This is a genomic window from Aeromicrobium sp. S22, assembly GCF_009661045.1.
Lineage (GTDB): Bacteria > Actinomycetota > Actinomycetes > Propionibacteriales > Nocardioidaceae > Aeromicrobium > Aeromicrobium yanjiei.
The window spans coordinates 270,221-284,750 of record NZ_WJWV01000002.1 but is presented as its reverse complement, the minus strand read 5'-3'; the positions used below and the strand labels follow the sequence as shown (position 1 = coordinate 284,750).

General features: G+C 69.7%; 13 protein-coding genes. 8 read left to right on the top strand and 5 right to left on the bottom strand.

Annotated features, from left to right (window positions below):
- Positions 1-3 precede the first annotated feature (3 nt).
- Positions 4-1,554: a YfcC family protein gene (locus tag GEV27_RS10055; protein WP_153934180.1), complete on the top strand. Its 1,551-nt coding sequence runs from the start codon at positions 4-6 to the stop codon at positions 1,552-1,554.
- A gap of 24 nt (positions 1,555-1,578) precedes the next feature.
- Here the strand turns inward: GEV27_RS10055 and GEV27_RS10050 are convergent, their stop codons facing one another.
- Positions 1,579-1,812: a hypothetical protein gene (locus GEV27_RS10050; protein WP_153652661.1), complete on the bottom strand. Its 234-nt coding sequence runs from the start codon at positions 1,810-1,812 to the stop codon at positions 1,579-1,581.
- Positions 1,813-1,959: 147 nt separating this feature from the next.
- Here GEV27_RS10050 and GEV27_RS10045 point away from each other — a divergent pair, with 147 nt between their 5' ends.
- Positions 1,960-4,674, top strand: a complete 2,715-nt coding sequence (locus GEV27_RS10045; protein WP_153934179.1) for an HAD-IC family P-type ATPase — start codon at positions 1,960-1,962, stop codon at positions 4,672-4,674.
- 25 nt (positions 4,675-4,699) lie between these two features.
- Here the strand turns inward: GEV27_RS10045 and GEV27_RS10040 are convergent, their stop codons facing one another.
- Together GEV27_RS10040 and GEV27_RS10035 are read right to left on the bottom strand one after the other, a co-directional pair.
- Complete coding sequence (locus GEV27_RS10040; protein WP_153652663.1) at positions 4,700-5,548, bottom strand: universal stress protein; 849 nt, start codon at positions 5,546-5,548, stop codon at positions 4,700-4,702.
- A 5-nt stretch (positions 5,549-5,553) separates the two neighbouring features.
- A complete protein-coding gene (locus GEV27_RS10035; RefSeq protein WP_153652664.1) occupies positions 5,554-5,967 on the bottom strand; it encodes an Hsp20/alpha crystallin family protein in 414 nt (137 codons plus the stop codon).
- Between the two features lie 517 nt (positions 5,968-6,484).
- Here GEV27_RS10035 and GEV27_RS10030 point away from each other — a divergent pair.
- Both GEV27_RS10030 and GEV27_RS10025 read left to right on the top strand, forming a co-directional pair.
- The gene (locus GEV27_RS10030) at positions 6,485-7,204 is read left to right on the top strand and encodes a response regulator transcription factor (protein WP_153652665.1); all 720 of its coding nucleotides are present in this window, start codon (positions 6,485-6,487) and stop codon (positions 7,202-7,204) included.
- Positions 7,197-7,625: a hypothetical protein gene (locus tag GEV27_RS10025; protein WP_153652666.1), complete on the top strand. Its 429-nt coding sequence runs from the start codon at positions 7,197-7,199 to the stop codon at positions 7,623-7,625. Before GEV27_RS10030 ends, GEV27_RS10025 begins: the two co-directional genes overlap by 8 nt.
- Before the next feature lie 14 nt (positions 7,626-7,639).
- Here the strand turns inward: GEV27_RS10025 and GEV27_RS10020 are convergent, their stop codons facing one another.
- Positions 7,640-9,259, bottom strand: a complete 1,620-nt coding sequence (locus tag GEV27_RS10020; RefSeq protein WP_194944178.1) for a GAF domain-containing protein — start codon at positions 9,257-9,259, stop codon at positions 7,640-7,642.
- Between the two features lie 261 nt (positions 9,260-9,520).
- Here GEV27_RS10020 and GEV27_RS10015 point away from each other — a divergent pair, with 261 nt between their 5' ends.
- From GEV27_RS10015 to GEV27_RS10000, 4 genes are read left to right on the top strand one after another with little or no spacing between them, the layout of a single operon-like run.
- Positions 9,521-10,906 carry a magnesium chelatase gene (locus tag GEV27_RS10015; protein WP_153652668.1) on the top strand — a complete coding sequence of 462 codons (1,386 nt, stop codon included), beginning with the start codon at positions 9,521-9,523 and terminating at the stop codon, positions 10,904-10,906.
- Positions 10,899-12,941 (top strand): VWA domain-containing protein, encoded by a 2,043-nt coding sequence (locus tag GEV27_RS10010; RefSeq protein WP_153934178.1) that lies wholly within the window; start codon positions 10,899-10,901, stop codon positions 12,939-12,941. The genes GEV27_RS10015 and GEV27_RS10010 overlap by 8 nt, the downstream gene beginning before the upstream one ends.
- Before the next feature lie 28 nt (positions 12,942-12,969).
- Entirely contained in the window at positions 12,970-13,191 is a 222-nt protein-coding gene (locus GEV27_RS10005) for a hypothetical protein (protein WP_153652670.1), read from the top strand.
- Complete coding sequence (locus GEV27_RS10000; RefSeq protein ID WP_153934177.1) at positions 13,188-13,676, top strand: pyridoxamine 5'-phosphate oxidase family protein; 489 nt, start codon at positions 13,188-13,190, stop codon at positions 13,674-13,676. The genes GEV27_RS10005 and GEV27_RS10000 overlap by 4 nt, the downstream gene beginning before the upstream one ends.
- Before the next feature lie 13 nt (positions 13,677-13,689).
- On the opposite strand, the gene GEV27_RS09995 is transcribed toward GEV27_RS10000, so the two are convergent.
- Positions 13,690-14,523: a hydrolase gene (locus tag GEV27_RS09995; RefSeq protein ID WP_153934176.1), complete on the bottom strand. Its 834-nt coding sequence runs from the start codon at positions 14,521-14,523 to the stop codon at positions 13,690-13,692.
- Positions 14,524-14,530 lie beyond the last annotated feature (7 nt).

The window sequence follows — 14,530 nt, the reverse complement described above, 5'->3', positions numbered from 1 at the left end:
ACCATGGCCGCCACGCACAAGGGCAAGGGCGCATCGGGCACGTCGGACGGAGGCGGGCAGGGGGACGGCGGGACCGGCGGCAAGACCCTGCGCTTCCCCAGCGCGTTCACGGTGCTGTTCGCCGTCACGGTCGCGGTGTGGCTCCTGGCGTTCGTGATCCCCACCGGGAGCTACCAGACCAATCAGGACACCGGTCGTCCGATCCCGGGCAGCTATGAGCGCACCGAGGCGGGCCTGTCGTTCCTCGATCGCCTGATGCAGCTGTTCCTGGCGCCGGTGAACGGCCTCTACGGCATCCTCAACTCGGACGGCTTCATCGGTCCCAACGAGACCGGTGAGCTGTACGGCGCGGCCGGCGTGTTCTTCTTCGTCGTCGCGATCGGCATCTTCATCACGATGTCGATGAGCACGGGGGCGATCGACAACGGCGTGGCGCGCATCGCCCAGCGCATGAGCACGCGGGGATCCCTCCTGATCGCCGTGCTCATGGTGCTGTTCTCGATCGGCGGCACCGCGGAGGGCATGGCGGAGGAGACGCTGGGCTTCTACGCCCTGGTGGTCCCGCTGATCCTCGCCCTCGGCTACGACCGGCTGGTCGCGGCATCCATCATCCTGGTGGGCGCCGGCATCGGCGTGCTGGCGTCGACGGTGAATCCCTTCGCGACGGGTGTCGCCTCGGACGCCGCCGACATCTCGATCGGCGACGGCATCGTCCTGCGGTTCATCATGTACATCGTGCTGGTCCCGATCGGGATCTGGTACGTCCTGCGCTATGCGCGCAAGGTCAAGGCCGACCCGGCCGCCTCACGGGTCGGGGTGGCTGACGAGGACGAGGAGCTGCGCTCCCAAGGCCTGCGCGAGGTCGGAGCCCTGCCGACGCGCGAGAAGATCGTGCTGACCGTCGTGGGACTCACCTTCGTGTTCATGATCTTCTCGATCGTGCCCTGGGCGCAGATCATCAACGGCCCCAACGCCGAGAGCTACGGGTGGCAGCTCGACTGGTACTTCCCCGAGCTCGCGGCCCTGTTCATCGTGATGTCGATCGTGGTCGGCCTGATCGGCGGCATGGGCGAGAAGGGGATGACGGACACCCTCGTGAGAGGAGCCGGCGACTTCATCGGCGTCGGGCTGATCATCGTGCTGGCACGCGGCGTGACGGTCATCATGAACAACTCAGAGATCACCGACACGATCCTGCACTCGATGGAGAACATCGTGAACAACACCTCGTCGGGTGTGTTCGGGGCGCTCATGCTGCTGATCAACCTGCCGCTGGCCTTCCTCGTCCCGTCGTCGTCGGGACACGCCGCCCTCGCGATGCCGATCCTCGCCCCGTTGGCGGACTTCGCCAACGTCGACCGCGCGGTGGTCGTCACGGCATACCAGTCGGCGTCGGGCCTGATCAACCTCATCACGCCCACCTCCGCGGTGGTCATGGGCGGTCTCGCGCTGGCCAAGGTCCGCTACGACCACTACCTGCGATTCGTCCTGCCGCTGGTCGGGATCCTGCTCGTGCTCAGCCTGGCGTTCGTGGTGATCGGCTCGGTGTGGTGAGCGATCGGCGTGGTGCCAGGGCGCTCAGGCCACCGTGCGGCGGCGCGCCTCGTGCACGACCCGGTCGTCCAGCAGCCGTCTGGCGATCTGCTCGCACAGCACGACCGGGTCGTCCGTGCTGCTCGCGGATCGCAGGACGAGCCGATCGGCTTGGTAGACCAGCCGCATGACCTGACCGGGCACGAGGATCCCCTCGAACTCGGATATCAGACGGCCGGCGAGGTCGGCGATCTTCAGGCGGTGGGTCACAGCGTCCATCACAGCTCCCTGGTTGGGGTTGGACAGTCCATTTTCCGCCCCGGTGCGTGCGCCGCGTAGTGACCAACGGCCCTGCGCGCCGGGGGGATCCCCCCGCAGGACCATCGCCTCTGGGTCGGGACGGGGGCCCGGGCTGGACTTGCGGGCATGGCCCCAGGTGCAGCAGGCGACGTGCAGACCTACCACGACCTCACCGCTCACGAGGCGTTGCTGCTCCTGGAGAGTGATCACCGCACGGGGCTCGACCGGGACGAGGCGCGGAGCCGGCTCGAGCGGTTCGGACCCAACAGCCTCCCGCAGGCGAAGGGCGAAGGGGCGGTACGCCGGTTCCTGCGCCAGCTCAACAGCCCGTTGGTGATCGTGCTGATCGTGGCTGGCATCGTCACGCTGCTGCTGGACGAGGTGGTGGACTCCTCGGTGATCTTCGGCGTCGTGGTCATCAACGCGATCCTGGGCTTCGTGCAGGAGTCGAAGGCCGAGTCGGCGCTGGAGGCGCTGCGATCGATGGTCCACACGAGCGCGACGGTCGTGCGCAGTGGCGCGCAGCAGAGAATCCCGTCGGAGGAGCTCGTCCCGGGTGACCTCGTGCTGATCGAGGCGGGGGACCGGGTGCCGGCCGATGTGCGTCTCATCAGCGAGAGCCACCTGAAGGTCGACGAGTCGGCGCTCACGGGGGAGTCCCTGCCGGTCGAGAAGGGGCACCTCCTCCTGCCGACCGAGACCGCGGTCGCCGACCGGGTCAACATGGCCTTCTCCGGCACGTTGGTCACCAGCGGGTCGGGGTCCGGCATCGTGGTCGGGACCGGCGGGGAGACCGAGCTCGGCGAGATCCACCGCCTGGTGGGCAGCACCGAGACGATGGCCACCCCGCTGACCCGCAAGCTCGCGAAGTTCAGTACCCAGCTGACCGTCGTCATCCTGGCCCTGGCAGTGATCGCCTTCATCGCCGGCGTCGCCCAGGGTGAGTCGGCGACGGACATGTTCGTGGCCGTCGTGGCCCTCGCGGTGGGTGCCATCCCCGAGGGTCTCCCGGCCGCGGTGGCGATCACCCTGGCGATCGGGGTGTCGCGGATGGCGCGGCGGCGCGCCGTGATCCGCCGGCTCCCGGTGGTGGAGACCCTGGGCAGCGCGACCGTGATCTGCTCGGACAAGACCGGGACGCTGACCGAGAACCGGATGACGGTCCAGAGCGTCTGGACGGTCGACGGGGAAGTCGCCGTCGCGGGAGACCGGGCGAGCCAGCCCGGCTCGGTCGGTGGTGCGGTCCACTGGTGCCTCCTGGTCGGCGCCAACTGCAATGACGCGTGGATGGCCGAGGACGGGACGCCGTCGGGCGATCCCACCGAGACCGCGATGCTGACGGTCGCGCAGCACCACGGCATCGAGCCGCGCGGTCTCGAGCGGGTCGGGTCGCTGCCGTTCAGCTCGGAGCGGCAGTACATGGCCACGACCCACGTGGATCCGCAGACCGGCGACCGGCTGCTGATGGTCAAGGGCGCCGTGGAGCGGGTCCTCCACGTCAGCACACAGCAGATGGCCGCCGACGGGACCACCGAGCCCCTCGACGAGGGCGCCGTGATGGCTGCGGCCGAGGGATACGCGCAGCAGGGCATGAGGGTGCTTGCCACGGCGTTCCAGCGCAACCCCGAGGACGACGCCCTCGACGGGCTCGTGCGCGGCGAGGTCCACGGCCTGGTCTTCACCGGGCTGGAGGCGATGATCGACCCGCCACGGGCGACCGCCGCTGACGCCGTGCGGTCGTGCCACGAGGCCGGCCTGTCGGTCAAGATGATCACCGGTGACCACGCGACGACGGCCGCGGCGATCGCCCGCCACATCGGGATCCTGCGGGAGGACGGCGACGGCAGCGTCCTCACCGGCGGTGAGATCGAACGCATCGACGAGAGCGGTCTGCCGGAGGCGGTCGAGCGGGCCTCGGTGTTCGCACGGGTCACCCCCGAGCAGAAGCTGAGGCTCGTGAAGGCCCTGCAGTCACGCGACCACGTCGTCGCGATGACGGGGGACGGGGTCAACGACGCGCCGGCGCTCAAGCAGGCCGACATCGGCATCGCGATGGGAGTCGTCGGCACCGAGGCGGCCAAGGACGCCGCGGACATGGTGCTCACCGACGACGACTTCGCGACGATCGAGGCTGCGGTCGAGGAGGGGCGCGGCGTGTTCGACAACCTCACCAAGTTCATCGTCTGGACCCTGCCGACCAACCTCGGTGAGGGGCTGGTGATCCTCGTGGCGATCCTGCTCGCCACCGACCTGCCGATCCTGCCCACCCAGATCCTGTGGATCAACATGACGACCGCGGTGCTCCTCGGACTGACCCTGGCGTGGGAGCCCAAGGAGCCCGGCATCATGGCGCGTCCACCGCGGGACCCGCACGCGCCGATCTTCGGACGTCCCGAGGCGATCCGGACCGTGCTCGTCTCCCTGTTGCTCCTCGCGGGCTCGTGGTGGGTCTACCGCTCCGAGCGCGACGCAGGGGCGTCGATCGACGCGAGCCGGACGGCCGCGGTCAACGTCTTCGTCATGGTCGAGGCGTTCTATCTGTTCAGCTGCCGCTCGCTTCGACGTCCCGGCTGGACCGCGGGCCTGTTCGCGAACCCTTACCTGGTGGCTGGCGTCGCGCTGCAGGCCGTGGGCCAGCTCGGCCTGACGTACGTCCCGGCGATGAACACGCTGTTCCAGACCGCTCCGATCGGGTGGGACAGCTGGCTGCGGATCCTCGCGGTGGCCGTGGTCGTCTCCGCGGTCGTGGCGGTCCACAAGCATCTCGAGATCGGCCGCGCCGCACGGGAGACCGGCACGAGCACGGCCCGTCACGCGCGAACGACGTCCCGTCGATCCTGACGGGACGTCGTTCGCGGCGGTGTGGTCAGACCGTGTAGTCCGGGGGCACCACTGCCACGGGCCGTCGCCCGGCGCGGGCCAGTGCGCGGGCCACGGGCGCCCGCCACCCGCGCAGGGCGCCCGAGTGCGGACGGCCGGCGACCACCAGGGCGCCGTCGCCCGCGACGGCCAGGGTCTCGTCCGCAGGATCCTTGCCCTCGATCAGCTCGGACGTGACGTTCAGGTCCGGATAGGTCTCCGACCAGCCCGCCAGCACCTCGGCCAGGTGCACCCGTGACATCTCGATGTCCTTGGCCGCCTCCCGGTGGCGCATCACGTGCAGGACGCGCAGGTCGACCGAGATCTTGTCGGCCAGCTCGAACGCGAACTGCACGGGGCCGGACGCCGACGTCTGGGTGTCGACCGCGACGATGATCTGCTCGACCTCGAAGCTGTCGACCCCGGGCGGGACCACGATGACCGGGCTGTGGGCGTGCAGGACGAGGAAGTTGGTGACCGCCTCACCCGTGAGCCGGTCCAGCCACCCGACGTCGTCGGTGCCGACGACGACCGACTTCGCGCCGTCGCTCTCGGATCCGAGCACCGCGGGAGGGAAGCCGGCGACCAGCTCGTACGCGATGTCGGGCTGCGGCTCGTCGGCCTCGAGGTGCTTCTCGGCGTCCGTCAGCGTCTTGCGCGCAGCCGTGACGATGCTGTCCGGCAGGTCGCCCACCGAGAGGGGCGAGAACGCGTACGGATACGGGATCTGGCACGCGTGGACGACACGCAGGCGGGTCTCGTAGAGCCTGGCGAGCTCGCGGGCGAAGTCCAGCACCCCCGGTTGCTGGTCGCGGACACCGACCACGACGGGGCGCTCATTGGCTGGCAGGTTCATCGGGCCTACTCGCCTCGCTCGATCGTGACCTTCTGCGCCTGGTCGTCAGCGGTCTTGACGGGCACACGGACCTCCAGGATCCCGTTCGTGTACGTCGCCTTCACCTCTGACGCCACGGTGCCCGTCGGTACGCGGACCTTGCGGGTGAACGATCCGTAGCGGTGCTCCTGGAGGTTCTTCTCCTTCTTCTCCTCGTGCCGCTCGCCGTGGATCGTCAAGATGTCGCCCTCGACGGTCACGCTCACGTCCTTGTCCGGGTCGACGCCCGGCAGCTCGGCCCGCACGACGTACTGACCGTCCTCCACGAAGTCCTCGATCGGGACTGCGGGAGACACGCCCACGCGGCGGACCTCACCGTCGAGCCAGTCCATCAGGTCCGTGAAGGGTCCTTGTGGACGTCGAACGATGCTGGGGGTCATGGCAGGTCCTCACTCTGGCAGGGGAGGGGCGCGTGCGCGTCCCGCGTTCACGCTCGCACTCGTCCGCCCCGCAGGCAGCGGCCGGACGTCCCAGCGACCAGGGACTGCGGACCCTGTTGAGGGACGTCGACGGACGCGGGTCGAAGGAGGCGACGCACGGCCGCCCCACGTGCTCCGAGGGAGGGGCGCGTGGGGCGGTCGAGGAGATCGAGAGCACCGTTGGATGGGCCGGTGGTGCTGTCGTCTCGGGTTCCACTGTGAAGGTGCGAGGCGAGCCGCTCAAGGGACCAATGTCATCGGTGATCGTGCCGCGGCCCAACTCGTGCGAGCAGGTTCAGGGGGGACGTTAGGCCCTATGCCCCAGAGCACGCCCGGGATGGTCTGGAGCCTGCAGGAACGGGGCGGCGGCAACTCCCACCGACTCGTGATCGCGGCCCAGATGCCAGATAGTGGCGCAGGTGTCACAGTCAATGAGCGAACTACGTCACACGCCACGCGGTTCGGAGGGGGAGCGGTCATGATTCGTGTGTTCTTGCTGGACGATCACGAGGTGGTACGGGCGGGCGTCAAGGAGCTGCTGGAGCGAGACGGTGACATCGTGGTCGTCGGCGAGGCAGGCACGGCTGCAGCGGCGCTGTCGCGGATCCCGGCCGTGAAGCCTGACGTCGCAGTCCTCGACGGCCGCCTGCCGGACGGGAGCGGGATCGAGGTCTGCCGGCAGATCAGGTCGCGGCAGGCCGAGATCGGCGCGATCATCCTCACGTCGTACGACGACGACGACGCGCTGTTCTCGGCCATCGTCGCGGGCGCCGCAGGCTACGTGCTCAAGCAGATCAGGGGGCAGGAGCTCGTCGATGCGGTGCGCCACGTCGCGGGGGGCGGCTCCCTCCTGGATCCGCTCGCGACGGCGAAGGTCATGGAGCGGCTCCGCGTCGGCAGTCCGGAGGAGCCGGACGAGTTCAAGCGGCTGACCCCGCAGGAACGCCGCATCCTGGTGCTGGTCGCCGAGGGGCTGACCAATCGACAGATCGGCGAGCGTCTCAAGCTCGCGGAGAAGACCGTGAAGAACTACATGTCCAACGTGCTGGCCAAGCTCGGGTTCGAGCGGCGCACCCAGGCAGCAGTCTTCGCCAGCCGGTTGCTCGAGGAGCCCGAGTCCGGGTCGGGCGAGGCGAAGAAGGTCGAGGCGGCCCAGAACGGCACGGGGGAGTGGCACGCAGGATGGCGGCATGACTGAGCGGTTCGGGCGTCCGGGGACGTTCGCACGACCACCCGACCCGGGCCGTCAGCCGGTCATCACCGTGGTGGTGCTGGGCGATGAGTTCTCCGGCGCGATGGCGTACGCGCTCGACTGTGCACTGTTCATGCCTGCGAGTGTCCGTGCCGTCCGGGTACGTCCGCGGTCGCGGCTCGAGCGGCCGTGCCCGATCCCGGTCGACGACCTGAGCGGGGTCCCGTCCGCTTCCCTGGCCAAGGTCAGCGCGTGCTCGGACCGCATGGTCGTCCAGAGCGGGGGGCGGGACGTCGATCCCACCCTCCTCGACCTCCGCCGGCAGACGTCCAGCCCGGTGGTGGAGGTCGACGGCAACGGGGTGGTCATGCGGGTCTCGGATCCGCGCGGGTGGTCGATGCCGGCCGTGGGACGACATGCCGGCTGACCGGTCCCGCGACGTCAGATGGGCACTGCCCAGGCCACTTGGGTGCCTCCGCCGGGAGCCTCCTGCAGTGCGAACGTCCCGCCCAGGGCCTCCGCACGGCGGCGGAGGTTGGCCAGGCCGCTCAGCTCGTTGCCCCGGCCCGGACCGATCCCGTCGTCCGTGACCTCGACGCTGACCTCATGGGGCGTGACCGTCACGGCGATGTCGACCCTGGTGGCCTCGGCATGACGGACGACGTTCATGAGCGACTCGGTGACGACCGCGGCCACGTCGTCCCTGCGCGTGCCCGACACGACGGTGTCCACGGGCCCGGCGAGGACCACATGGGTCGTGCCCGGGGACTGGCCGGTCACCCGGTCGATGATCTGCAGGATCCGGGTGCGGAGATTGACCGCACCCGGCCCCTCGTCATGGCGCAGCGCGAAGATGCTCTGCCGGATCTGCGCGATGGCGCCGTCGATCTCGTCGACCTGGCGGGAGATGCGCTCGGCGGCGTCGCCGCCGAGCATCGCGCCGACTCCCTCGAGATTGAGACCGGTCGCGAACAGGCGCTGGATCACGTGGTCGTGGAGGTCGCGGGCGATCCGGTTGCGGTCCTCGAGGACGGCAACCCGGCGCTGGCTCCGCAGCAGCTCGCGGCGCTGCAGGGACACGTTGATGTGCGTCGCGAACGACTTGCCCATCTCCAGGTCGCGTCCGCCGAAGGCACCCCCACCGACCTCACGGCACACCACGAGCACACCGGGCGGCTGGTCGTGCCGGGTGAAGGGCACGATCATCGACGGCCCGGACAGCGCAGGGATGGCCAGTCCGCCCAGCCCCGCACGACTCACGCCGTCGGCGAGGACCGACTCACCCCGGAAGATCGCCTCGGTCAGCACCATCTCGTTCAACGGGAACGAGAGCTCGCTCAGGTCGCCGGCGTCATCGCCGGACGCGCGTTCGACGACGGCGTGCCCCTCGCTCGTGACCAGCGCGACGAACGCCAGATCGGCCCCGGCCAGCGTGCGCACCTCGTCGACGATGTGGCCGATCTGGTCCTCGTCGTCGTGCTCCACGAGCCTGCGGGCCATGTCGGCGAGGGCCGACGACCAGGTCGCGCGGTAGGTCGAGGCGTCGAACAGCCGCGCGTTCTGGATCGCGATCCCGGCGGTGGCGGCGAGCGCCTCGGCCAGCTCCTCGTCAGCTGCGGTGAACGTCTCCGTCCGGCTGTCGGCGATGTAGAGGGTCCCGTAGAGCGCGTCGTGCACCTTGATCGGCACGCCGAGGAAGCTGCGCATCAGCGGGTGGTGCGGCGGGAACCCCACCGACCGCTCGTCGGCGTCGACCAACGAGAGCCGGACCGGGCGCGGATCGTCGATCATGGCTCCGAGCAGACCCCTGCCCTGCGGGACGCGGCCGATCATGTCGACCACCTCCTGCTCCATCCCGGCGTGGATCAGCTCCTTGATCCGCCGTTCATCGCCGAGGATCCCGATCGCCGCGTAGCGGGCGTCGAGCAGCTCCTTGCCGACCTCCACGATCCGCTGGAGGATCTCGGCCATGTCCAGGCTGCTGGTGAGCTCGTGGTTGATCCGCACGAGGTCCCGCAATCGGTCGTGCGAGTAGGCCGCGTCCGGAACCCGGGCCGGCACATGCATCGTTGTGTGGTCTCGTGACCGTCCTGCGCTCCCCGGCCTGGATGCGTCCATGACTGTCTCCCTCGATCGTGCTACGGCCTAACACGTTCAATAAGGCTACGCCCGAAATCCGTTGTCGGCTGGCATCGCGGCGGTCGAGGGCGCACGGGTCCCAGAATTATTTTTTTGGCAGGGGCGTTGGTCCCGGGCCACGCGGGACGACCGGCCCCGCACAGTCACCCTGCCGGCTACAGGTGCCGCAGTAGCGTGGATCACGTGACCCCTCCTTCCATCGCCACGGTCGGTGAGCTGCGCGCCTCCGGCCACGTCCTGAAGTCCCTCCGAGCCGAGATCCGCGACAACCTGCTCTCCGCGCTCCGCGAGGGACGTGATCCGTGGCCCGGGCTCCACGGGTTCGAGTCCACCGTGATCCCGCAGCTCGAAAGGGCCCTGATCGCGGGCCACGACATCGTCCTGCTCGGGGAGCGCGGCCAGGGAAAGACGCGTCTGCTGCGCACGATGGTCGGATTGCTCGACGAGTGGTCGCCGGTCATCGACGGCTCCGAGCTGGGCGAGCACCCGTACGAGCCGATCACGACCGCCAGCCGGCGCCGGGCCGAGGAGATGGGCGACGAGCTGCCCATCAGCTGGCGCGGACGGGACGAGCGGTACGCCGAGAAGCTCGCGACCCCTGACACCAGCGTCGCGGACCTGATCGGCGACGTCGACCCGATGAAGGTCGCCGAGGGACGCAGCCTGGGTGACCCGGAGACGATCCACTTCGGGCTGATCCCGCGCAGTCACCGCGGCATCGTGGCGATCAACGAGCTGCCCGACCTCGCCGAGCGCATCCAGGTCGCGATGCTCAACGTGATGGAGGAGCGCGACATCCAGATCCGCGGCTACGTGCTGCGCCTGCCGCTCGACGTGCTCGTCGTGGCGAGCGCCAACCCCGAGGACTACACCAATCGCGGCCGGATCATCACACCCCTGAAGGACCGCTTCGGCGCCGAGATCCGCACGCACTACCCGACAGAGCTGGCCGACGAGGTGGCGGTGATCCGTCAGGAGGCCGAGCTCGTCGCGGACGTGCCCGACCACCTCGTCGAGATCCTGGCGCGCTTCACCAAGGCATTGCGCGAGTCCAGCGCGGTCGACCAGCGCAGCGGCGTCAGCGCCCGGTTCGCGATCGCAGGTGCCGAGACGATCGCCGCGGCAGCGCTGCACCGGGCGACGCGACAGGGTGAGGACGTCCCGGTGGCGCGTCCGGTGGACCTCGAGACCGCGGTCGACGTGCTGGGCGGCAAGATCGAGTTCGAGTCGGGCGAGGAGGGTCGCGAGGACGAGATCCTCGACCACCTGCTCCGGACGGCCACGGCCGAGACGGTCCGCAGCCACTTCCGCGGCATCGACCTCGCGGTCCTGGTGGACGCGATCGAGGGCGGTGCGATGGTGTCCACCGGCGAGCAGGTCACCGCACGCGACTTCCTCGCCGGGCTGCCGGTGTTGGGGGAGTCCGAGCTGTACGACGAGGTGTGCGACCGGCTGGGCGCGACGAATGACGGCCAGCGGGCCGGCGCGATCGAGCTGGCCCTGGAAGGGCTCTACCTCGCCCGGAGGGTGAGCAAGGACAGCGGGGGCGGCGAGACGATCTATGGCTAGGCAGAACCGTCGCCTCACGCGGGACGCCCGCTACGGCAAGTACGTCGACGGACCCGATCCGCTCGCCCCACCTGTCGACCTGACCGAGGCGCTCGACGCGATCGGCGAGGAGGTCATGGCGGGCTACTCCCCTGAGCGCGCGATGCGCGAGTTCCTGCGCCGTGGCGGCAAGGACCAGGCCGGACTGGACGAGCTCGCTCGCCGCGTCGCGGAGCGTCGGCGAGAGCTGGCCGAGCGGCACCACCTCGACGGCACGCTGCAGGAGGTCAAGGAGCTCCTCGACCGCGCGGTCCTGGCCGAGCGCAAGCAGCTGGCCCGCGACGTGGACATCGACGACGGCGATCGCATGCTCGCCGAGATGCAGCTGGACCACCTCCCTGCGTCCCCGGCCGCCGCGGTCAGCGAGCTGGGCGGCTACGAGTGGAGGAGCCAGGAGGCGCGCGCGGACTTCGAGCGGATCAAGGACCTCCTCGGCCGCGAGATGCTCGAGCAACGCTTCGCGGGCATGAAGGACGCCCTCGAGAACGCGACGGACGAGGACCGGGCCGCGATCCAGGAGATGCTCGGCGATCTGAACACGCTGCTCGACGCGCACCGCAGGGGCGTCGACACCCAGGAGCAGTTCGAGGAGTTCATGGCCAAGCACGGCGGCTACTTCCCCGAGCAGCCCGCCACGATCCAGGAGCTCCTCGACACCTTGGCGGAGCGGGCCGCCGCGGCACAGCGCATGCGCAACTCGATGACGGCCGAGCAGCGGGCCGAGCTCGACGCGCTCGCGCAGCAGGCGTTCGGCTCTCCGGAGCTGATGCAGTCGCTCGCCGAGCTCGACGCCAACCTGCAGTCCTTGCGCCCCGGCGAGGACTGGGGAGGCTCCGAGCGCATGGACGGCGACGAAGGGCTCGGGCTCGGCGACGGGACGGGGGTCTTCCAGGACATCGCCGACCTCGACGAGCTCGCGGAGCAGCTCGCGCAGTCGTACGACGGCTCCCGCATGGACGACATCGACCTGGACAAGGTCGCCCGTCAGCTCGGCGACGAGGCTGCGGTGGACGCCAAGACCCTCCAGGCCCTGGAGAGGGCCCTGCGTGACTCCGGGACGGTGAAGCGCGGCACCGACGGCCAGCTCAAGCTCACCCCCAAGGCGATGCGTCAGCTCGGCAAGGCGCTCCTGCGCGACGTGGCCGACAAGATGTCAGGACGGCAGGGCAACCGCGACCTGCGGCAGGCCGGCGCCGCGGGCGAGCGCTCGGGCGCGACCCGCGAGTGGGCCTTCGGGGACACCGAGCCGTGGGACGTCACCCGCACGATCACCAACGCGATCACCCGCACGGCCGGTGAGGGCGGCTCGACGGCGGCCGGTGTCCACATCGAGATCGGCGACGTCGAGGTCCAGGAGACCGAGGCCCGTACCCAGGCCTGTGTCGCGCTCCTGGTCGACACCTCCTTCTCGATGGCGATGGACGGACGCTGGGTCCCGATGAAGCGCACCGCCCTCGCGCTGCACACCCTCATCACGAGCCGCTTCCGCGGCGACGACCTGCAGCTCATCGGCTTCGGGCGCCACGCGGAGGTCATGGACATCGAGCAGCTCACCGGGCTCGACGCGCTGTGGGACAAGGGCACCAACCTGCACCACGCGCTGCTGCTCGCCAACCGGCACTTCCGCAAGCACCCCAACGCCCAGCCCGTGCTCCTGATCGTCACCGACGGCGAGCCGACCTCCCACCTGGAGTCCAGTGGCGACGTGTTCTTCAGCTATCCACCGCACCCCGTGACCGTCGCGCTCTCCGTGCGCGAGCTGGACAACTCGATGCGCCTGGGTGCCCAGACCACCTTCTTTCGTCTGGGGGACGACCCGGGCCTGGCCCGATTCATCGACTCGATGGCACGGCGTGTGGGCGGGTCGGTCGTCGCGCCCGAGCTCGACGATCTCGGTGCCGCGGTGGTGGGCTCCTATCTCGGATCGCGCGATCCCGGCGGGCGGGGCGGGCACGGCGACTCGTTCTGGGGAGGCCGCGGCTCCTGGGCCGGTTGACCGACGGTCGGCTGGGTACCTGCGAGCCATGAGTGACTACCAGAGCGAAGAGATCGAAGCCATCCAGTTCGTCGTCAACCGCGTCTCGGCCTACCAGGACGGTGCCGAGGAGGGATTCGTCGAGAAGGAGCTGCGCAAGGGCTTCGACGAGGCCGAGATCCAGGTGGCTCCCGAGCACGTCGACAAGCTCGCCGCGGCCATCTACGACAAGGACGGCGACGTGTCGGCGGTCGACGTGCTGAGTGCATGACGACCCGCGGCGAGCACGTCGAGAAGCTGGTCGAGCTGACCAAGGACTCCCGGTTCTGCATGTTGACGACCGTCGACTCCGACGGCACGCTCGTCAGCCGACCGATGTCGCGCCAGGAGGTCGACCTCGACGTCGAGATGTGGTTCATCGCGACGCGCGACTCCCGCAAGGCCCAGCACCTGCGTGCCAACCCGACGGCCGCCGTGACTGTCTCCACCGACAACTCGTGGGTGTCGCTGTCGGGCACCGCTGAGATCGTCGACGACACCGCCAAACTGGAGGAGCTGTGGAGCACCTTCGCCGAGGCCTGGCTGCCTGAGGGCCCGAAGGACCCCAACGCGGTCCTGGTGCGGTTCGACGCGAGCACCGCGGAGTACTGGGACAACCCCGGCGGACGTGTCTCGACGCTGATCAGCCTCGCCAAGTCCAAGCTCACCGGCAAGCCCTATGACGGCGGCGAGAACGAGGTCGTCACCGGGCTCTGACCGGAGCGGCGACCTACGTGAGGTCGTCGTGCACGCCGTTGACCCAGTCGGCGTGCCGGTCCGCCGACCAGCGCATGATCGCGCGGGCGTCGGCGGCGATCAGGTTGCGGCCGAAGTTGCCGTAGACCCGGTCGAAGGCGAACGCCTCGAGGTGTGTGGTGACCCGCTGGGCCACGGCACCGGAGAGCGGGAGGCGGTTGGGGAAGCTGCGCATGAAGCTGAACGAGCGGCGGTCCGGGTTGGGCGCCACGGTGTCGCCGGCCAGGAGCACTCCCTTTCCCTCGGCTCCCGCTGCCCAGTGGGCCACGGCGCTGCCGGGGAAGTGACCGCCCGGCTGGGTCAGGGTGACCCCGGGCAGGATCTCGACGTCGTCTGCCCAGGTCTCGATGATCGCGTCGGGGCGGGCGACCCAGCGTTGATCGGCCTCGGCGACCAGCACCGCTGCGCCACCGAGACGCCTGCTCCACTCCACCTGTACGCCGAACATGTGCGGGTGGCTCGCGACGATCGCCCGCACCTCGCCCAGGGCGCGGACGCGTCGAGCGATGTCGTCGTCGACGAATCCGACGGGGTCCCACAGCAGATTTCCGTCGGGGGTCCGCACGAGCTTCGCCTGCTGGCCGATGCCGACGTCGGGCGACGTCGTGATGCCCCAGAGATCAGGCTCCAGCTCGACGAGCTCGGCGCGACACCCCTCGTGGGTCATCTGGTCCAGGGTGGTCCACTCCTGACCTCCGGCGGGGACGTACTGGCGCTCGTCGTCGCAGATCGCGCAGACGTCGACCCGGTCGGCGTGCTCCACGGCGCAGGTGCGACAGATCCAGAACTGCTCCGCGGCATGGCTCATGTGGTCA

Bases quoted from the DNA above. Each gene is read 5' to 3' on its own strand.
- GEV27_RS10055 (WP_153934180.1), top strand. From the start codon at position 4: ATGGCCGCCACGCACAAGGGCAAGGGCGCATCGGGCACGTCGGACGGA.
- GEV27_RS10050 (WP_153652661.1), bottom strand. From the start codon at position 1,812: ATGGACGCTGTGACCCACCGCCTGAAGATCGCCGACCTCGCCGGCCGT.
- GEV27_RS10045 (WP_153934179.1), top strand. From the start codon at position 1,960: ATGGCCCCAGGTGCAGCAGGCGACGTGCAGACCTACCACGACCTCACC.
- GEV27_RS10040 (WP_153652663.1), bottom strand. From the start codon at position 5,548: ATGAACCTGCCAGCCAATGAGCGCCCCGTCGTGGTCGGTGTCCGCGAC.
- GEV27_RS10035 (WP_153652664.1), bottom strand. From the start codon at position 5,967: ATGACCCCCAGCATCGTTCGACGTCCACAAGGACCCTTCACGGACCTG.
- GEV27_RS10030 (WP_153652665.1), top strand. From the start codon at position 6,485: ATGATTCGTGTGTTCTTGCTGGACGATCACGAGGTGGTACGGGCGGGC.
- GEV27_RS10025 (WP_153652666.1), top strand. From the start codon at position 7,197: ATGACTGAGCGGTTCGGGCGTCCGGGGACGTTCGCACGACCACCCGAC.
- GEV27_RS10010 (WP_153934178.1), top strand. From the start codon at position 10,899: ATGGCTAGGCAGAACCGTCGCCTCACGCGGGACGCCCGCTACGGCAAG.
- GEV27_RS10005 (WP_153652670.1), top strand. From the start codon at position 12,970: ATGAGTGACTACCAGAGCGAAGAGATCGAAGCCATCCAGTTCGTCGTC.
- GEV27_RS10000 (WP_153934177.1), top strand. From the start codon at position 13,188: ATGACGACCCGCGGCGAGCACGTCGAGAAGCTGGTCGAGCTGACCAAG.
- GEV27_RS09995 (WP_153934176.1), bottom strand. From the start codon at position 14,523: ATGAGCCATGCCGCGGAGCAGTTCTGGATCTGTCGCACCTGCGCCGTG.